Origin of the sequence: Amycolatopsis eburnea (genome assembly GCF_003937945.1) — a bacterium.
Lineage (GTDB): Bacteria > Actinomycetota > Actinomycetes > Mycobacteriales > Pseudonocardiaceae > Amycolatopsis > Amycolatopsis eburnea.
This window is the reverse complement of the sequence record NZ_RSEC01000058.1, coordinates 335,802-354,053: the sequence shown is the minus strand read 5'-3', so window position 1 is coordinate 354,053 and position 18,252 is coordinate 335,802. Positions and strand designations below refer to the sequence as shown.

Annotated in this window: 17 protein-coding genes; 4 read left to right on the top strand and 13 right to left on the bottom strand. The window is 71.0% G+C overall.

Annotated features, from left to right (window positions below; translation table 11 throughout):
* Positions 1–52 precede the first annotated feature (52 nt).
* From EIY87_RS27065 to EIY87_RS27050, 4 genes are all read right to left on the bottom strand, one after another.
* Positions 53–1,147, bottom strand: coding sequence for a hypothetical protein (locus EIY87_RS27065; protein WP_191984286.1), 1,095 nt, complete (start codon positions 1,145–1,147; stop codon positions 53–55).
* Positions 1,131–1,352, bottom strand: a complete 222-nt coding sequence (locus EIY87_RS27060; RefSeq protein ID WP_086865627.1) for a Trm112 family protein — start codon at positions 1,350–1,352, stop codon at positions 1,131–1,133. The genes EIY87_RS27065 and EIY87_RS27060 overlap by 17 nt, the downstream gene beginning before the upstream one ends.
* A 90-nt stretch (positions 1,353–1,442) precedes the next feature.
* Positions 1,443–2,798, bottom strand: a complete 1,356-nt coding sequence (locus EIY87_RS27055; protein WP_125312684.1) for a phosphomannomutase/phosphoglucomutase — start codon at positions 2,796–2,798, stop codon at positions 1,443–1,445.
* A gap of 80 nt (positions 2,799–2,878) precedes the next feature.
* Positions 2,879–3,232 (bottom strand): DUF3499 domain-containing protein, encoded by a 354-nt coding sequence (locus EIY87_RS27050; RefSeq protein ID WP_125312683.1) that lies wholly within the window; start codon positions 3,230–3,232, stop codon positions 2,879–2,881.
* A gap of 79 nt (positions 3,233–3,311) precedes the next feature.
* Between EIY87_RS27050 and EIY87_RS27045 the strand changes: the two genes are divergently transcribed.
* Positions 3,312–3,776: a metallopeptidase family protein gene (locus EIY87_RS27045; RefSeq protein ID WP_158641364.1), complete on the top strand. Its 465-nt coding sequence runs from the start codon at positions 3,312–3,314 to the stop codon at positions 3,774–3,776.
* 19 nt (positions 3,777–3,795) lie between these two features.
* Here the strand turns inward: EIY87_RS27045 and EIY87_RS27040 are convergent, their stop codons facing one another.
* Positions 3,796–7,080: a glycosyltransferase family 2 protein gene (locus EIY87_RS27040; RefSeq protein ID WP_125312682.1), complete on the bottom strand. Its 3,285-nt coding sequence runs from the start codon at positions 7,078–7,080 to the stop codon at positions 3,796–3,798.
* Positions 7,081–7,213: 133 nt separating this feature from the next.
* The gene (locus tag EIY87_RS27035; protein ID WP_163046930.1) at positions 7,214–7,501 is read right to left on the bottom strand and encodes a WhiB family transcriptional regulator; all 288 of its coding nucleotides are present in this window, start codon (positions 7,499–7,501) and stop codon (positions 7,214–7,216) included.
* Positions 7,502–7,764: 263 nt separating this feature from the next.
* Between EIY87_RS27035 and EIY87_RS27030 the strand changes: the two genes are divergently transcribed.
* Positions 7,765–8,526, top strand: a complete 762-nt coding sequence (locus tag EIY87_RS27030) for a site-2 protease family protein (RefSeq protein ID WP_125313546.1) — start codon at positions 7,765–7,767, stop codon at positions 8,524–8,526.
* Between the two features lie 150 nt (positions 8,527–8,676).
* Here EIY87_RS27030 and EIY87_RS27025 read toward each other — a convergent pair whose 3' ends face one another.
* Genes EIY87_RS27025 through mshB form a run of 3 tightly spaced genes read right to left on the bottom strand, consistent with a single transcriptional unit; the run spans position 8,677 to position 10,677 of the window.
* Positions 8,677–9,456 carry a hypothetical protein gene (locus tag EIY87_RS27025; protein ID WP_125312680.1) on the bottom strand — a complete coding sequence of 260 codons (780 nt, stop codon included), beginning with the start codon at positions 9,454–9,456 and terminating at the stop codon, positions 8,677–8,679.
* On the bottom strand, positions 9,449–9,838 hold the full coding sequence (locus tag EIY87_RS27020) for a hypothetical protein (protein ID WP_125312679.1): 390 nt from the start codon (positions 9,836–9,838) through the stop codon (positions 9,449–9,451). The genes EIY87_RS27025 and EIY87_RS27020 overlap by 8 nt, the downstream gene beginning before the upstream one ends.
* Entirely contained in the window at positions 9,835–10,677 is an 843-nt protein-coding gene (mshB, locus tag EIY87_RS27015; RefSeq protein ID WP_125312678.1) for an N-acetyl-1-D-myo-inositol-2-amino-2-deoxy-alpha-D-glucopyranoside deacetylase, read from the bottom strand. The genes EIY87_RS27020 and mshB overlap by 4 nt, the downstream gene beginning before the upstream one ends.
* A 113-nt stretch (positions 10,678–10,790) precedes the next feature.
* On the opposite strand from mshB, the gene EIY87_RS27010 reads away from it, so the two are divergent.
* Both EIY87_RS27010 and EIY87_RS27005 read left to right on the top strand, forming a co-directional pair.
* Positions 10,791–12,572: an ABC transporter ATP-binding protein gene (locus EIY87_RS27010; protein WP_191984285.1), complete on the top strand. Its 1,782-nt coding sequence runs from the start codon at positions 10,791–10,793 to the stop codon at positions 12,570–12,572.
* Between the two features lie 92 nt (positions 12,573–12,664).
* The gene (locus tag EIY87_RS27005; protein ID WP_225440060.1) at positions 12,665–13,018 is read left to right on the top strand and encodes a hypothetical protein; all 354 of its coding nucleotides are present in this window, start codon (positions 12,665–12,667) and stop codon (positions 13,016–13,018) included.
* A 6-nt stretch (positions 13,019–13,024) separates the two neighbouring features.
* On the opposite strand, the gene EIY87_RS27000 is transcribed toward EIY87_RS27005, so the two are convergent.
* The 4 genes from EIY87_RS27000 to EIY87_RS26985 form a co-directional block, all read right to left on the bottom strand.
* Entirely contained in the window at positions 13,025–14,041 is a 1,017-nt protein-coding gene (locus EIY87_RS27000) for an ABC transporter permease (protein WP_125312677.1), read from the bottom strand.
* Between the two features lie 82 nt (positions 14,042–14,123).
* Complete coding sequence (locus tag EIY87_RS26995) at positions 14,124–15,053, bottom strand: ABC transporter permease (RefSeq protein WP_125312676.1); 930 nt, start codon at positions 15,051–15,053, stop codon at positions 14,124–14,126.
* Positions 15,046–16,062, bottom strand: a complete 1,017-nt coding sequence (locus EIY87_RS26990) for an ABC transporter permease (RefSeq protein ID WP_125312675.1) — start codon at positions 16,060–16,062, stop codon at positions 15,046–15,048. The genes EIY87_RS26995 and EIY87_RS26990 overlap by 8 nt, the downstream gene beginning before the upstream one ends.
* Positions 16,063–16,248: 186 nt before the next feature.
* The gene (locus EIY87_RS26985) at positions 16,249–18,060 is read right to left on the bottom strand and encodes an ABC transporter family substrate-binding protein (RefSeq protein WP_191984284.1); all 1,812 of its coding nucleotides are present in this window, start codon (positions 18,058–18,060) and stop codon (positions 16,249–16,251) included.
* Positions 18,061–18,252: the final 192 nt, after the last annotated feature.

The window sequence follows — 18,252 nt, the reverse complement described above, 5'->3', positions numbered from 1 at the left end:
TCACCTCAACTCCACTCCTTCGGCACCGGCCGGGGCCGGTGCTCGGCGGGTCTCACGCCGTCGCGGGCGCGTAGCGGCCTGCGCCGCCGATGCTGCCCGCCGCCAGCCCGAGATAGACCGCCGCCAGTTCGAACCGCAGCGCCAGCACCGCGGCCCGCACGATTTCGTCGGCCTCGATCTCCTCGGCCGGTGCGATGACGTCCGCACCCGGCAGCAGGTCCTCGGCCTGGTACCGCGCCGCGTCCGTCGCGGGACCGGTGCGCACCGAGAGCAGCAGCACCCGGGTGGGGATGTCACCAGAGGGATCGTCCGGGTCGGCGAAGATGTCACGCTCGGAACCCCCTGATTGCGCCGCCCGCCGCAATGCGGGCCGCGCCAGGGCCTGACGATAGTCCTCGACGTCGCAGACCATGGCCGCGTGCGCGGCGAACGCGTGCGCCGCGTGCTCGCCGACCGCGACCGCGACCGGGTCGAGCCCCCACAGCAGCGGCACCCGCTCGGCGACGCGCAGCGCGAGCGCCTTCGCCGGGTTCGCGAACGACTCCCGGGCCAGGTAGTCCTTCTCGGCCTCCAGGTCGAGCTGGTCGGCCAGCACCTGGACGTCGGAGATCAGCAGTCCCAGCGCGTTCGCCGTGAGCAGCCCGGCGGCCAGGCCGCGCGGGAACGCCAGCTCCGGCGGCACCGGGACGCGCGGCGCCAGCAGCAGGCCCTTGCCCGCCACCGCGGCCGCCACCGGCCCCTCCGACGGCGCGGAGAGCACCACCGAAGCGCCGTAGCGGGCGGCGCGCTCCAGCGACGCCGCGAGCTCGCGGTCGCCGGGGTCGTCGGTGTGCGCGAAGACGACGTCGAGCGCGCCGATCCAGCTCGGCACGACCTCGGCGACGACCACCGGGACCGGGCACGACGGCGTCAGCAGCGCGGCCAGCAGCCGCGTGAGCGTGCGGGACACGCCCGGCCGGTCGAGGAGCACGACGGCGCGCGGGCGCCCCATGTCGAGCCGCTCGGACAGCTCCAGCTCGGCGGCGAGCTCGGCGGTCGCCCGCACCTGGGCGCCGGCCATCGCGGCGGCCCGCAGCAGCCCCGCGCTGTCGGCCTCGGCCAGCCGCGCCGGGTCGTCGAGCAGGGTGTCGTCAAGCACTGTCGGCATCGGAAGTTCCGTTGGTACCGGGCTGCGTCGCCTCGTCGAGGAGCAGCACCGGGATCCCGTCACGCACCGGGTACACCCGGCCGCACTCCGTGCACGTCAGCGCGTCGGCCTCGGGATCGTCCGGTGCGCCGGGGCGCAACGGGGCGTGATCCGGCGACGGGCACGCCAAGATCTCGAGGAGCTGGGCGTCGAGCGTGATGGCCATGGTTCCTCCATACCACGCGGGGGACTGTGGTGAAGAGCACTTCAGGACACAGTTCGGCCCCTACGCACCCTTCTTAGGGGTGGGGTGGGGTCAGTTGCGGATGATCGCGAGCACTTCGTCCACCAGGCCCTGCACGGCCTCGGCGTTCGCGGCCTCGACGTTCAGCCGGAGCAGCGGTTCGGTGTTCGACGGGCGCAGGTTGAACCAGGCGCCGCCCGGCAGCTGCACGGTGAGGCCGTCCAGCTCGTCGACCTCGACACCGGAGCGGGTGCCGAAGGTGTCCTTGACCGCCATCATCTTCGCGACCTGGTCGTCGACCGTGGAGTTGATCTCGCCCGAGGCGGCGTAGCGCGAGTACGCGCTGGTCAGCTCGCTCAGCGGGCCGCTCTGCTCGCCGAGCGCGGCGAGGACGTGCAGCGCCGCCAGCATGCCGGTGTCGGCGCGCCAGAAGTCGCGGAAGTAGTAGTGCGCCGAGTGCTCGCCGCCGAAGATGGCGCCGGTCTTGGCCATCTCGGCCTTGATGAACGAGTGGCCGACGCGGGTGCGGACCGGCTTGCCGCCGTGCTCGGCGACGATCTCCGGCACGCCCTTGGACGTGATCAGGTTGTGGATGATCGTGCCGCCCGGGTCCTTGGCCAGCTCGCGGACGGCGACCAGCGCGGTGATCGCGCTCGGCGAAACCGGCTCGCCGCGCTCGTCGACGATGAAGCAGCGGTCCGCGTCGCCGTCGAAGGCGACCCCGGCGTCGGCGCCGACCTCGCGGACCTTCGCCTGCAGGTCGACGATGTTCTTCGGGTCGAGCGGGTTGGCTTCGTGGTTCGGGAAGCTGCCGTCGAGCTCGAAGTACATCGGGACGATGTCGATCGGCAGCCCGGCGAAGACGGTCGGGACGGTGTGCCCGCCCATGCCGTTGCCGGCGTCGACCACGATCTTCAGCGGCCGGCTGCCGGACAGGTCGACCAGGTTGCGCAGGTAGGCGGCGTAGTCGGCGAGGACGTCCCGCTCGGTCACCGAACCGCGCTGGCCCTCGAAGCCGGGGACGCCCTGCTCGACGGTGTCGCGGATCTCGGCGAGGCCGGTGTCCTGGCCGACCGGGGACGCGCCGGCGCGGCAGAGCTTGATGCCGTTGTACTTCGCCGGGTTGTGGCTGGCGGTGAACATCGCGCCCGGCAGGTTCAGCGAGCCCGACGCGAAGTAGAGCTGGTCGGTGCTGGCCAGGCCGATGCTGACGACGTCGAGGCCCTGCGAGGTGACGCCCTCGGCGAAGGCCGCGGCCAGCCCCGGCGAGGAGTCGCGCATGTCGTGGCCGATCACCACCGACGGCGCCTCCGGCTTGATGAGCAGGGCGAACGCGGCGCCGAAGTCGCGAACGAGGTCCGCGTCGAGCTGCTCGCCGACCACGCCGCGAATGTCGTAGGCCTTCACGATGCCCGAAAGGTCTGGCACGCCGTCTCCCCGCGATTAGTCGTCCTGGCGCCCGCTGCGCCGCGCGGAAAGCCTACCGGCGGTGGTCGCGGGTTACGCGCTCAGGCGCGACCCGGGAGCACGCGCAGGTGACCGCGGCGCCCGGAGGGGCCGTCCGGCTCGGGCGCGGGAGCGGGTTTGTCGGAACGGCCGGCCTCACGCACGGCCTCGGCCAGCGCCGTCAGCTCGTCGGCCGACGGGTCCGGCGCGGCGAACGCGCCTTCGTGCCGGACGACTTCCCAGCCCTTCGGGACGGTCAGCCGCAGCGCGTGGGCTTCGCAGAGGTCGTAGGAGTGCGGCTCGGAGGCGGTGGCCAGCGGGCCGACGACGGCGGTGGAGTCGCTGTAGGCATACGTCAGCGTGGCCACAGCCGGCTCCAGGCAGCCGGTACGCGAACACTTCCGTACGTTCCGCACGATCCGAAACGATAGCGCGTCGCCGCAAGGTAGGAGGAGCGACACGCGCTGGGACGCGCCGACCGCATAGACTTCCGGAGTGGCGACGGCTCGTGACTACCGACAGCGGCGGCGCCTGCGACGGGACCGGCACGGCCGGGGCCTGCGCGGGACGCTGTACCCGGCGACCCTGCCCGCCGCCGCGAGCCGCGCGGAGCGGTTCGACGCGCTGGTGCTCGACGCGCTCGAACCGATCGAGGCCCGCTGGCGCCACGAGCTGACGAAGCTCGACGTGGCGGTGGACGACGTCCCGGAGATCCGCGAGAACGGCCACTCCCCGGCGGACGGCGTGCTCCACGACGGCGCGGTGCCGCTGTCGCGCCTGGTCCCGGCCGGTGTGGACCGCACGGGCCTGCCGACCCGCGCCCGGATCGTGCTGTACCGGCGGCCGCTGGAGGCGCGGGCGAAGGACCCGTCGGAGCTGGCCGAGCTGGTGCACGACGTGCTGGTGGAGCAGGTGGCGGGGTACCTGGGCGTGGAGCCGGACGTCATCGAAGGCGAGTAGCGCCCGGCCCAGAGCCGGGTCAAGGGCGGCGCCGGGCCGGGACCGCCGTCAGCACCGTGAACAGGACCGCCGCCAGCTGGGCCAGCAACAGCAGGTTCCGCTCCGTCCCCGGGTACTCCACCGTCACCTCCGACGACGCCGGCGGCACCGACACCGACACCTGGTGCCCCCACGCCGGCACGATCGGCACGCTCTTGCCGCCGACCGAAGCCTTCCAGCCCGCTTCCTGCTCCGCCGCCAGCACCAGCAGGCGGCCGGTCGGGCCGTCCGACACCCGGACGCGCACGTCCGGAAGACCCGCCTGCACCGGCGCCACGCCCGGCGCCAGACCCGGTGCGCCGCCGCCCGTGACCGCTGCCTTCGCCTGCTCCGGCGAGATCAAGATCACCTGGCCCGCCGGGGCGAGCAGGCGGAGCACGCCGCGGCCGTCCGACGTCGGGGCGGCCACCGACACCAGGTCCTTCGCCAGTGGCGGGTACGCCCGCGGGTCCGCGCCCGGCGGCAGCACCACGTACTCCACGCCGGCGGCGGCCGCGGCCGCGAACGTGCGCTGGACCGCCGCCGCGTCGCCCTGGCCGAGGTCGCGGCGCCACGCCGCCAGGCGGGCCGGGGTGCCGGGGGTCGGGGCCAGTTCGTCGTCGCCGTAGTGGGGCAGGCGGCCGCCGATCTGGCGGGTCGCGTCGGCCGCCAGGTCGAGCACCGACCGGCCGGACGCCGACAGCTCCGCCGCGACTTCGGGGGCCAGCGCGGGCCGCGAGCCCGCGCGCAGCGGGCCCTGGCCGCCGACGGCGACGGCGCCGCCCGCCAGCGCCAGGAACACCACCACGCCGGCCACCGCCATCACCTGCGGCAGCCACGGCGACGGCACGCCCGCCGAACCGCCGCGCTGCCACGAACCCAGCACGACCCACAGCAGGCCGGCGCCGATGATCAGCAGCGGGACGCCCGCGTAGCCGTGCGCCGCCGCGCCGCCCTGCATCGGGGGCGCCGTCACGAGCCGCACCAGGACCAGGCCGCCCGCGCCCAGCGCCGCCAGCGCGAGGCCGCCCGCGGCGAGCTTCGTCGGGCGGACGACCACCGCCACGAGGGCCGCGGCGATCACCGCGACGCCGATCGGCCACGCGCCGGGCCCGCCGGGGTCGAGGCCGGCCAGGTCGGTGCCGGACACCGCCGCGGCCGCGCCGCCCAGGCCCTGGACGAGCAGTTCCGGGTGCCGCAGCAGCACGGTCGGCCACGGCAGCAGCAGCGCCAGCGGCAGCAGCACGACGATGCCGACCGACGCGATCCGCCGGGCCAGTCCCGTCGGGGCCGGCAGCACGACGAACCCGACCAGCAGCCCGGCGAGCGCGAGCCCGTGCGCCAACGGGGAAAACGCGCCGAGCAGCGCCACCCCGAACGCCGACAGCGCGGACACGTGCAGCCAGCGCGTGTCCGCGTGGACGAGCAGCCCGGCGATGCCCGCGGCCACCAGCGGCAGCACCAGGTGCACCACGACGACGTCGAGCCGGCCCTGCGCCACCCCGGCGGTCGCGGCGGGCAGGAGCGCGTACGTCGCCGCGACGACCGCGCGAACCCAGCGTCGGACGCGAAGCCGCCTCGTCGCCGCGTACGCGCTCAGCGCCGCCAGGGGGATGTCGCCGAGGAGCAGGATCGCGACGAGCGCGGCCGGGCAGCCGAGCGGGGCGAAGACCGCGCCGAGCGTGCCGAGCACCGGCAGCGTCGCCGACGCCGGAGCGCCGGTGCCGCCCGCGATCGCGTGCCACGGCGCGAGGTACGACGACCACAGCTCGCCCAGCCCGCCGACCGGGAGCAGCTTGCCGCCGAAGAGGTCGAGGCCGAGCCGGGCGCGGTTGACGACCAGCCCCAGCGCGGTCATCACGACGAGCAGCACCACCGGCGGCGCGAAGATCGTGGCCGCGAGCACCCGCCGCCGGTTCACCTCGACGAAGACGAGTTCGGGCTCGGCCGCTTCGTCGGAAACCGGTCCGTCGGAAGCCGGTTCGGCGGAGACCGGTTCCGGCGCCGGGGTTTCCGGCAGCGCGACGGCGACGAGCGTGCCCGGCCGCCGCAGCCCGGACCCGCGCGAGCTGAGCCCGCGCAGCGCGCCGGCCGGCAGCGCGCCGGGCCCGACGGGACGGGTCTCGCGGGCATCGAGCGCCTCCGGCGTCACCCACGCCGACTCGGTTTCGACGGTCTCGGGGACCCGGCCGAGCGCGACGTCGCTCTCGACGCCCCGGCGCACCAGGCCGACCACACCCGCGCGGAAAGCGTTGCGGAGCCGGGTGACGCGTCCGGTGAAGAGCCCGCGAACCGTGCCCGGCCGCGGATTCCGCCGCCGGCGGGCACGGGCGGCGCGCAATCCGCCGCGTCCACTGAGGAGGTACGCGGCCGCGGCGAACTCGGCCCGCGCTTCGCCGGTGCGGCGCAGCAGGACGAAGGCGAGCGCGCGCAGCACCGAGAGCACCGGGAGCCGGATCATCCCCAGCCAGAAGGAAAACGGCGAGCAGTTCACCAGGAAGACGCGCAGGCCGTGAGCGCGGTTCGTGGCGGACAGGGACGCGGTGACGGCGTCCGCCGCGCGCCGGCCGGTCGTGACGGCGCGCGCGTGCCGCACCCGCGCGGTCGGCACCGAGAGGACGAGCCCGCCGGCGGCGTTGGCGCGCCAGCCGAAGTCGAGATCCTCGCGCAGCAACGGGAATCCGGGGTCGAAGCCGCCGAGGTCGTCCCAGGCGTCGCGGCGCACGAGGGACCCCGCGCTGGGCACGGCGAGCACCTCGGCCGGTTCGTCGCCGAGCGCGGCGATCTGCTGGCGGTGCCCGGACGCGTCGGTGGACAGGCCGGCTTCGACGATCAGCCGTGGATCGGTCCAGTCGAGCCCGAGCGCGCCGAGCACGGTCGCCGACGGCGTTTTCGTGGCGACGCGCAGGAGTTCGTCGAGGCAGTCCGGCTCGGGCGCGCAGTCGTCGTGCAGCAGCCACAGCCACGACCCGGGGTCGCCCCAGCGTTCGGTCGCGTGCTCGACGGCTTCGGCGACCGCGGCGGCGAAGCCGGTGTCGCTCGAAAGTGTGATGACCCCGGACAGCACGGGAGAAGAATCCGACCCGGCGTCCTCGGCCGCTTCGGCGAGCAGCCGCGGGGTCGCGTCGGTGGATCCGGTGTCGACGGCGAGCACGTGCCGGGGCCGGACGGTGCTGCGGCGCAACGAAGAAAGCGCCAGCGGCAGCCAGTTCTCACCGTTGTGACAGACCACAATGGCCAGAACGGGCGCGGTGCGCAGGACGGGCGGCGCGGCGGTGCGGGGCAACGAACGCTCCAGATCAGGCGGCGGGTCGGTGCGGCCACCCTACGGCCCCGGTCCGTCACCCGGTGGTGAACCCACGCCGAGCGTTCACCACGTGGAATCACCGGTGACGCGACGCATCACCGGTGACTCCCCCTCAAACGACGCGTTTCTTCAGCTTGCGGCGCTCCCGCTCGGACAGACCGCCCCAGATGCCGAAGCGCTCGTCGTGGGCCAGCGCGTACTCAAGGCACTCGTCCTTGACCTCGCAGCCCAGGCAGATCCGCTTGGCTTCACGGGTGGAGCCGCCCTTCTCGGGGAAGAACGCCTCCGGGTCCGTCTGCGCGCACAGAGCGCGTTCCTGCCAATCCTGCTCTTCCTCGGTGGCATCGATGAGCTCGGTGAGATCTCCCAGAGCCTGCTCCGGGATCTCGCCCCAACCCATGACGTGCCCCCATTCCTTACCATCGGCTTCCAACCGCACGTCCGCCTCCTCGCTCCCTAGCACTCCCCAGGCTGGCGGTGGTGAAACGACACTCGCCGCCCCCTCTGGCGGCGAATGACATCACTGTGATTACACCCGTGTAGTGCGGTCAGGTCAAGCGGAGTAGCGAGTTCGGGGGACGTCGGAGCCCGATCGCGCAAGGGGACACGCCGGTAACTTCACACCGGGCATACGGAAGACTGGGACTCGTGCAGAAGTCAGCAGTGCGCCCCAGCCCGGTCTTCCTCGGCATCCTCGCGCTCACCGTCGCCGGCGGGGCGATGGCCGCGTTCGGTGACATCAACACCGTTTTCGTCCGCGACCGCGACCCGCTGCTCATCGCGGGCGTCGTGATCTTCGTCGCCGCCGGCTGGGTGGCGTCGCTGTCGCTGCACGAGTTCGGCCACGCGATGGTCGCCTACCGCGGCGGCGACTACAGCGTCGCCCACAAGGGTTACCTCACCCTGGACGTGCGGAAGTACACCGACCCGGTCCTGTCGATCGTCCTGCCGCTGATCTTCCTCATCATCGGCGGCATCCCGCTCCCCGGCGGCGCGGTCTGGATCAACCGCGGCGCGCTGCGCTCGCGCGGGACGTCGTCGTGGGTGTCGCTGGCGGGCCCGCTGAGCAACCTCGCGGTCGGCGCGGCGCTGGCACTGGTGGTCGCGCTGGTCCCGATGGCGGGCGGCCTGGTGATCGCGATGTCCTACCTGGCGCTGCTGCAGATCGTGACGTTCATCCTCAACATCCTCCCGATCCCCGGCCTCGACGGCTGGGGCGCGATCGAGCCGTACCTGCCCCCGCGCGCCCGGGAGATCGGCGCGCAGGTCCGCCCGTGGGCGCCGATCATCCTGTTCGCGATCCTGTGGTTCATCAAGCCGGCGAACGCGCTCCTGTGGAACGCCTCGTACTCGATCTTCGGCGCCTTCGGGGGCTATGTGGACGGTGCGCAGATCGGGTTCAGCGTCTTCCAGTTCTGGAACTGAGGTTTGGCGGGAGCACCGCGCGGGAAGCTCAGGTGCGGTGCTCCGTCAGCTCGGTGCGCCGCGACCAGTGCTCGGTGATACAGGCCGGATCATCGCCGCGAGGCGCGTGATGCAGGCGGCATCATCGACCCCACCACCCCGCGGGGAAGCTCAGGCACGGTGCTCCGTCAGCCAGACGTGCGCGCGTTTCCACGCCACCCGCAACCCCGACCGCTCGCCGAGGTAGTCGCCCGCCGCGCCGACGACCGGCAACATCCCGATCGCACGGTGCAGGAAGTTGCCGCGCGGGCGCTTCTCCAGTTCCCCGGTGATCCCGAGCAGCCCCCGCCCGAGCCGCCACAGCGTGCGCCCGGCCGCCTTGATCGTCGCCTTGCCGTGCTTCTTCTCCGACGCCGTCAGTTCCTCGGTCAGCTTCGCGGCTTCGTCCGCCTCGGCGGCTTCGTCGTGCTCCGCATGCTTGCCCGCCGCGAGGTCCGCGTCGATGTCGCGCTCGAAGAGCACCCAGGCGATGAGCCGCACGCGCGTACCGACGTCCGTGACGCCGTACTCGCCCGCGATGGCGCACAGCAGCAGCCCCTGCGACGCCGCGCCCAGCGCGTCCTGCACCGGCAGCCGGTCGGCCAGCGCGCCGCCCAGGCCCGGGATCGACGTCAGCAGCGCCGTGAAGCGGCCGACGCGGTTCATCCACCAGCTCGACCGGTCGTAGCCCGTCATCCGGGCCCACGCCGCCGTGCCGGGGACCTTCACCGACGTCACGCCGTGGATCAGCTTCGCCTTCAGGCCCGACTCGACCTCGACCAGGTCGTCCGCCGCGCGAGCCTGGAGGCCGAACGGGTCGGACTCGCGCAGCGCGTCCAGCATCGGCCCGCACGCGCGCACGAACGGCCGCAGCACCGCCACGACCTGATTGTCGGAGATCGCCTCAGCCACGTCCCGCTCCCCTTCCCACCGCACGGCCCAGCCCGCCGCCGAGCACCAGCGCGCCCGGCAGCGCGCTCGCGCCGAGCAGCAGCAGCGCCCGCCAGTCCTGGATCAGCACCAGGTCACCGCCTGGCCCCAGCATGCCGACCCCGAACACGACGAGCACCCACACGGCCAGGGGTACCCACGAAAGAGCGGGCCGCACCAGCTTCCCCGCGGTCGACACCAGCCACGGCGTGGTGACGGCGCCGACCAGGACGGTCACCGGCAGCGGCACGACCCCGATCCGCAGCGGCAGGAAGAACAGCTCGAGCAGCGCCAGCAGCACCGTGTCGAAGCCGAGCAGCAGCAGGAACAGCCGTTGCTCCCAGGTCAGCGGCTCCACGGTCACAGTCCGCCGAACAGGTCGTCCGCCGCACCCTCGCGGGGGCCGTGCGCCAGGACGAAGAAGTCCTGCGCGGCGATCGGCTGGGCGACCTCGTTCGTCAGCGCGAAGTACGGGACGAGACCGTCGACGACGGCGAGCTGCGTCGCGTGCGCGCGCAGCGCCGCCACCTTCGCCGGGAGGTGCGCGGCGACGTCGAGCACCGTCGTGATCTCTTCGTCCGGCGTCGTGGGCAGCTCTTCGTCGGCCGGGACGCCGTATTCGGGCGCGCCGGCACGCAGCGCGCTCAACCCGGTGCGCACCGCGTTCTTCGACGCCACCGTGTGGAACACCCGCGCCACCGACTCCGCCCGCGGGGCCGCCGCCATCGTGATCTCGTGCGCGCGGATGTGGTCGGGGTGGCCGTAGCCGCCGAACGCGTCGTAGGTGACGACGACCTGGGGGCGCACCTCGTCGAGGATCTCCGCCAGCTGCGTGGCCTGCTCTTCGGCGCTGCCCCCGGTGAACGCCCGCGGGTGCGACGCCGACGGCGTGCCCGCCATGCCCGAATCGCGCCACCGGCCGATCCCGCCGAGGTAACGGTGCCGCGTCACCCCCAGCGCGGCGCACGCGGCCTTCAGCTCGCTGACGCGGTAGCCACCCAGCTGGTCGGCGGCCCAGGCGCCCAGCCCGGACAGCTCCGCCAGGCCGGGCATGATCTCGCCTTCCTCACCCAACGTGCAGGTCACCACGGTCACCTCGGCGCCTTCGGCGGCGTATCGTGCGATCGTGGCGCCGGTGGTGATGCTCTCGTCGTCGGGATGGGCGTGGACGAGCAGCAGCCTGCGCGGTACCGGGGAGATCACGGGTTGAGCGTAATTCCCGTGCTCCGACCTTCGTCGGGGACACCCTCGGTTATCCTCGCGCGAGTCGCGACCGCCGCGTCGCGATCGTCTGTACCCCCACGAAGGGCATCTTGGTGAGCACTGAAGCAACTTCGGCGGACGTCGCCGGCGTGTCCGGATCCGTTCTGTCGATCTCCGACCTCAGCGTGTCGTTCCAGACCGAGGACGGCGTCGTGAACGCCGTCAAGGGCATCGGGTTCGACGTGCAGCCCGGCGAGATCGTCGCCGTGGTCGGGGAGTCCGGGTCCGGCAAGTCCGTCACGTCGATGTCGGTGCTGGGCCTGCTGCCCAAGACCAGCCGGATCGCCGGCGAGCTGCGCCTCGGCGAGCGCAACCTGGCGGATCTCAAAGAGAAGGAAATGCAGAAGATCCGCGGCAACCAGGTCGCGATGATCTTCCAGGAGCCGATGACCGCGCTGAACCCGGTCTACACGGTCGGCTGGCAGCTGCGCGAGTCCCTCCGCTCGCACCTCGACATCTCGAAGGCCGCCGCGGACAAGCGCGCGGTCGAGCTGCTCGACATGGTCGGCATCCCGAACCCGGAGCTGCGGTTCAAGCAGTACCCGCACCAGCTCTCCGGCGGTCTGCGCCAGCGCGTCGTGATCGCCATGGCGATCTCCTGCGACCCGAAGGTCATCATCGCCGACGAGCCGACCACCGCGCTCGACGTCACGGTCCAGGCCGAGATCCTCGGCCTGCTGCGCAAGCTGCGCGACACGCTCGACACGGCGATCGTGCTGATCACCCACGACATGGGCGTCGTCGCCGACATGGCCGACCGCGTCATCGTCATGTACCAGGGCGAGATCGTGGAAGAGGCGCCGGTGCGCGAGCTGTTCGCGTCGCCGAAGGAGGACTACACCCGGCGGCTGCTCGCCGCGGTGCCGGTGCTCGGCCAGCGCCCCGAGGGCCGCCGGCTGCTCGACGACACGGGCATCGACGCCGACAGCACCGAGGCCGCCAAGATCGCCGAGGAGATCCGGCTGGCCGACGCCGAGCTGGAGGCCGTGATCGAGGAGGCCGCGCCGGCCCTCGAGATCAAGAACCTCGTGCTCGAGTACCCGGGCCGCCGCGGCCAGGCCAAGAACCGCGCGGTGGACGACGTGTCGCTGACCATCGCCAAGGGCGAGATCGTCGGCCTGGTGGGCGAGTCGGGTTCGGGCAAGTCGACGGTCGGCCGCTGCGCGATCCGCCTGCTCGACCCGACCGAGGGCACGGTGTCCATCGCGGGCAAGGACATCACGAAGATGTCGGCGAAGGAGCTTCGCCCGCTTCGCCGGTACTTCTCGATCGTGTTCCAGGACCCGGCGTCCACGCTGGACCCGAAGATGACGATCGGCGAGTCGATCGCCGAGCCGATGGTGCTGCACAAGGTGCTCTCCGGCAAGGAGCTGTCGGCGCGCGTGCGCTCGCTGCTCGACAAGGTCGAGCTGGGCGGGCACTACATGAACCGCTACCCGCACGAGCTCTCCGGCGGCCAGCGCCAGCGCGTGGCCATCGCCCGCGCGCTGTCCCTCGACCCGGCCCTGCTCATCGCGGACGAGCCGACCTCGGCGCTGGACGTGTCGGTGCAGGCCCGCGTGCTGGACCTCTTCCTCGACCTGCAGCAGTCGCTGCAGTTCGCGTGCCTGTTCATCAGCCACGACCTCGCGGTGGTCGACCTGCTCGCCGACCGCGTCGCGGTGATGCAGCACGGCAAGCTGGTCGAGGTCGGTACCCGTGACCAGGTGCTGCACTCGCCGCAGCAGGAGTACACGAAGCGCCTGCTGTCGGCGGCGCCCGTGGCGGACCCGGTGCTGCAGGCCGAGCGCCGCGCGGCCTGGGAGGCCGGCCGGCTGGCCCCGGTGGCCGACTGAGGCCCTGACGCGCTGAAGGGCCCCTGCCTGGCTTTCAGGCAGGGGCCCTTCGCTGTGCGAAAATCGGCCCATGTCGACCACGCGAAAGGGCAATGGCGCGTAGACCGCCGGCCCGGGTCCGCGCGGACTCCCCTCGCCGCCGCACGGCGGGCGAGCGGGTCCCCACGCTCAGCGGCCTCTCACCTCGGGGGCTGGCGAGCCTCGTCCGCCTCGAACGCACGCGGCTGTGGCCCGGGGCCGCGGCCGAGGCGCTGCGAGCGTGGGAAGCGTTCGTGCGCCACCCGTTCCACCGCCTGTGGGACCCGGCGTCCGGGTGCGGAGTCCTTCAGTGCTGCCCCGATCCCGACGAGCTGCGCCACGTCCTGGACCTCGTCGCCCACGCCCTGCCGGCCGAAGACGCCCGAGCCTTCCGCGAACGGGTGGCCGCCGCGGCCGAGCTGTGGTGACCGCGCTCAGCCCACGCGGATGCGGGGGTCCAGGATGCCGTACAGCAGGTCCGCGACCAGGTTCGCGATCACGACGCTCGCCGCGATCACCACCAGCCAGCCCATCAGCACCTGCGGGTCGTTCTTGTTGACCGCCTCGACCAGCAGCGTGCCCATGCCGTGCCAGTTGAAGACCGTCTCGGTGATGATCGCGCCCGTCACCGTGGCGCCGAAGTTGACCGAGAACAGCGTCATCACCGGGATCAGCGCGTTGCGGAACGCGTGGCGCCAGATCACGCGGCTGTTCGAGACGCCCTTGGCGCGCGCTGTGCGCACGTAATCGGCGCCCAGCACCTCCAGCATCGACGCGCGCTGAAACCGGCTGTACGCGGCGAACGTGATGGCCATGATGGACAGCGTCGGCAGCAGGAACGCGCCGACGTACTTCGCGAGCGCGTCGCCCACCCCGGTCGCCGACAGGCTCTCCGGGCTCGTCGTGCGCAGCCAGGGGTCGCCGAGGACGTCGGCCAGGCCGAGGTCGCGGACCCAGATGTTGGCGCGGATCGCGTAGCCCTTCAGCACGATCGCCACGCAGAAGATGGGCATCGAGAACATCAGGAACGCCAGCGTCGTCGCGGCGTAGTCCCAGATCGAGTACTGCTTGACCGCCGCCAGGACCCCGACCAGCACGCCGAAGACCAGCGCCAGCACGGACGCCGCCAGCACCAGCTCCAGCGTCACGTTGAACGCGGCCATGACCTTCGGCGCCACCGGCGTGAACGCGTTGCCCTGGGCGATCGAGATGCCCCAGTCGCCGGTCAGGAAGTGGCCGAGCCAGGTGAAGTAGCGGGCGATGACGCTCTGGTCGAGGCCGAGCTTGTGCTCGGTGTCGGCGATCGCCGCCGCGCTGATGCCCGGTTTGCTGCGGAGCTCGCCCAGCGGGTCGCCGGTGTTGGCCACCATGACGAAGCAGAGGAACGTGCCGACCAGCAGGACCGGGATGGAGATGGCCAGCCGCCTGAGCACGTAGAGCACAAGGTTCATCCGAAACCCCCAGGTCCGGCGATCCCGCGGCGAGAACGAGCGCGGGGGTGACCGGAACCCCGGTCACCCCCGCGTCGCGCGTTCAGGCCTTCATTCTCCGCTGGCGCGGGTCGAAGGCGTCGCGAAGACCGTCACCGATGAAGTTGATCGTCAGTGAAATCAGCACGAGCACGATGAACGGCCCGAAGAACAGCGCCGGCCGCGTCTGCAGCTGGGCGTAGTTCTCCAGGATGACGCGGCCCAGCGAGGTGTCGGGCAGCTGGACACCGAGGCCGATGAACGACAGCGCGGCTTCCGCCAGCACGGCCTGCGCGACCGCGAGGGTCGCGTTGACCGTGATGCTGCCGACCATGTTCGGCACCAGGTGCTTGAAGATGATCCGGAACGTGCCGGCGCCCGAAGCGCGCGCCGCGTCGACGAACTCGCGCTGGGACAGCGACATCGCTTCGGCGCGGGTGATGCGGGCGATCTGCATCCAGCCGAACGCCGCCAGGACCAGCGCGACGATGTACCAGGAACCGCCGCCGAACACCTTGGCGAGGATGGCCGCCGCGGCGATCTGCGGGATGATCAGGAACAGGTCCGTCACCCGCGAGATCGCCGAGTCGGAGAACCCGCGCAGGTAGCCGGCGACCGCGCCGAACACGACGCCGATGACGGTCGCGAGGATCGACACGGTGAGCGCGATCAGCAGCGAGTACTGCGTCCCGCGGAGCACCTGGGACACCATGTCCTTGCCGACCTGGGTCGTGCCCAGCGGGAAGTCCCCGCTCGGCTTGGCGAAGGACGGGAACGAGCTGTCCTGGTAGCTGTGCTTCCAGAAGATCGGCATGATCACGCTGATCAGCACGATCAGCAGCAGCACCGCCGTCGAGGCCATCGCCAGCTTGTGGTGCAGGAACTTCCGCAGGACCAGCTTGCCCTGGCTGCGCGGCTCCGGCAGCGCGTCCGGCGGGAGCGTGCCGTCGGCGGCCGCTTTTTCCGTCGCGAGAAGAGAGTTCAAGTCAGCCAACGCGAATCCTCGGGTCCAGGATGCCGTACATCAGGTCGGCGATCAGGTTGGCGACGATGACACTGCTGGCGATCACCACGAGCCAACCCATCATCACCTGAGTGTCGTTCTTGGTGACGGCTTCCACCAGCAATGTGCCCATACCGTGCCAGTTGAACACCGTCTCGGTGATGATGGCGCCGGCCAGGACCGAGCCGAAGTTCACCGAAAACAGGGTCGTCACGGGGATCAGGGCGTTGCGGAACGCGTGCCGGAAGATGACGCGGCCGTTGCCGAGCCCCTTGGCGCGCGCGGTGCGCACGTAGTCCGAGCCCATGACCTCGAGCATCGAGGCGCGCTGGAACCGGCTGTACGCGGCGAAGCTGATCGCCATGATCGACAGCGTCGGCAGCAGGTACGCGCCGATGGTGCTGGTTATGAAGTCCCCGACGCCGTCGGTCCGCAGCTGCTCCGGGCTGGTCGTGCGCAGCCACGGGTTGCCCAGGACGTCCGACAGGCCCAGGTCGCGCACCCAGCCGTTGATCTCGATCGCGTAGCGCTTCAGCACGATCGCGACGCAGAAGATCGGCATCGAGAAGAGCAGGAAGGCGAGGGTGGTCGCGATGTAGTCGATGATCGAGTACTGCTTCACGGCGGCCAGGACGCCGACGATGATGCCGATGATCAGCGCGAGGATCTCGGCGCCGACGACGAGCTTGAAGGTGACGCCGAAGGCGGCCATCACCTTGGGGGCCACCGGCGCGAGGGCGTTGCCCTGCGCGATGGAGATGCCCCAGTCGCCGCTCAGGAAGTCACCGAGCCACGTGAAGTAGCGCGGGATGATGCCCTGGTCGAGACCGAGCTTGGCGGCCGTCGCGGCCAGCGCTTCCTTGCTGATCTGCGGGTTCTGGCGCAGTTCGCCCAGCGGGTCACCGGTGCCGGCGACCATGACGAAACACAAGAAAGTCCCGACCAGCAGGACGGGAATCGATATCGCCAGACGGCGAAGGATGTAGATCACCAGGTTCAACGAACTGCTCCTCATCCGGGCCTGGTCGTCAGAAGTGCGCTGGACCGCTACCCGGTTGTCTACCGTAGTGGCGGTAACCCTACGGTCAACAGCTACTTCCGGTGGGTACCGGGGCCCGGCTTGTGGCCGGACCCCGGTACCTCCCAGGTCATCTGGAGCGAGGGGAAAGAAGAGGCGGGACGAGCCCTACTTCTTCTGCTCCCACTCGCCGACGTTCCACAGCACACCGTCGTACGACTGCATGTAGACGCGGTCGATGCCCTTGAACGCCCACATGCTCGGCGTCTGGAACAGCGGCAGGGTCGCGTAGTCGTCCGCGATGGCCTTGTCGGCCTCCTGGTACTTCTGCAGCTTGACCTGCTCGTCGGTCGCCTTCACGGCGGCGGTGTAGGCGTCGTCGATCTTCTTGTCGCACAGCGCCTGGTAGTTCTGCTCACCACCGTTGTCCGGGCAGACGTAGATCGACTTCGACTCCGCCTTGAAGGGCTGGGCCGACCAGCCGAACAGCGCGACGTCGTAGTCACCGGTCGAGACGCGGCCACCCTTGAGGAAGTTGGCGTCGGTCTCGTCCTTGACCTCGATGCCGGCCGCCTTGGCCTGCGAGATGATGATCTCGACGGTCTGGCTGCGGCGCGCGTTCTGGTTGTGCGTGATCTTGAACGAGGCACGCACACCGTTCTTCGCGAAGATGCCGTCGGCACCCTTGACCCAGCCGGCGTCGGTCAGCGTCTTGGCCGCCGCGTCGGCGCCCAGGCCCGCCTTGCTGCTGTACAGGTCGGTGTAGCCCTCTTCACCCTGGAAGAAGACGACGCTGTTCAGCGGCTCCGCGTCCGCCTGGACCTCCTTGAGCAGCTTGTCCGTGATCTCCTTGCGGTTGACCGACTCGAGGAACGCCTTGCGGAGGTCCTTGTCGGCGAACATGCGCTTGAAGTTCAGGTCGAGGTGCTCGTAGGTCAGCTGCGAGGCCGAACCGTAGGTCACGCCCTGGGCCGCGAGGCCCTTCATCGTCTGGGCCGCGGTGGCGTCCGGCTGGGTCGACGCCGCGACGTCGATCTCACCGTTCTGCAGCGCGGTCGCCATCGCCTTGGTGTCTTCCATGGCGCGGACGATGATCTTCGACGGGCCACCCTTGCCGCCGACCCACATCGGGTTCTTCTCGAGGGTGACGGCCTTCTGGTTGGCGTCGAACGCGGTGATCTTGTACGGGCCCGACGACGGCATGATGTCCGCCTTGAAGCCCTTCCACTCGTTCGACCAGAAGTCACCGGCGGCCTTGATCTGCGCCGGGTCGCCGGTCGGGGCCAGCTTCGTGATGTCCGCGATGCCGGTCTTGGCCTCGAGGACGTGCGCGGGCATGATCGCCGGCGCGTTGAACAGGCCCTTGTAGTCCAGGTAGGGCTCGCTGTAGTCCGTGACGAAGGTCAGGTTGTCCTTGCACGTCGCGGTCTTGATCAGCGAGTACCCGGTGGTCGAGGCCGAGTTGAACGGGTTCTTGCCGTCCGGGCCCTTGGCCAGGCCGCTCTGCGACAGCCACGCCAGGTACAGGTCCTTGCAGTCGTACGCCTGCCCGTCCGACCACTTGACGTTCGGCTTGATCTTGTAGGTGACCTGCTGCGGGTCCTTCTGCGTGACGTCCCACGACTCGAAGACGTCGTTGTTCAGCAGCACCTTGTTGTTGCCGTCGAGCTTCAACGTACCGGAGAGCACCGCGGTCAGGACGTAGTTGTTGTACGAGCTGTTGGTGTCCGGGGTCTGGTTGTTGTACCCCGAGTACCCGTCGTCGATACCGATCGTGACCGTGCCGTCGTACCCCGGGGTGTCCGCGAGCTTGAACAGGTCACCGGTCTCGGCCTTGCCGGCAGCCATCGACTTGACGTCGGTCGACGATCCGTTCTGATCGGTGCTGCCCGAACCCGAATCACCACCGCTGCAGGCGCTCAGCAGCAGCGAAGCGCCGGCGACGAGCGACAAAGCGGAGACTGCTTTGGATCTCCTCATGAAGTGTGCCCTCCTAGCACTGAGCCCTTGAATATCGGGACAAGGGCCCACACCGCTCCGGTTTGGATGGGCCGGAGCCTACGACACGCCAAGCGACACTCAACTGGCGCACTGCGGGAGCACGCTAGAAAGGAAAAGCACCGACAGTCACCAGTTCAGGGTCGATCGTGACCAAAGGGTGACTTCCAGTGG

Bases quoted from the DNA above. Each gene is read 5' to 3' on its own strand.
- EIY87_RS27065 (WP_191984286.1), bottom strand. From the start codon at position 1,147: ATGCCGACAGTGCTTGACGACACCCTGCTCGACGACCCGGCGCGGCTG.
- EIY87_RS27035 (WP_163046930.1), bottom strand. From the start codon at position 7,501: ATGGGTTGGGGCGAGATCCCGGAGCAGGCTCTGGGAGATCTCACCGAG.
- EIY87_RS27000 (WP_125312677.1), bottom strand. From the start codon at position 14,041: ATGAACCTTGTGCTCTACGTGCTCAGGCGGCTGGCCATCTCCATCCCG.
- EIY87_RS27060 (WP_086865627.1), bottom strand. From the start codon at position 1,352: ATGGCCATCACGCTCGACGCCCAGCTCCTCGAGATCTTGGCGTGCCCG.
- EIY87_RS27005 (WP_225440060.1), top strand. From the start codon at position 12,665: ATGGCGCGTAGACCGCCGGCCCGGGTCCGCGCGGACTCCCCTCGCCGC.
- EIY87_RS26985 (WP_191984284.1), bottom strand. From the start codon at position 18,060: ATGAGGAGATCCAAAGCAGTCTCCGCTTTGTCGCTCGTCGCCGGCGCT.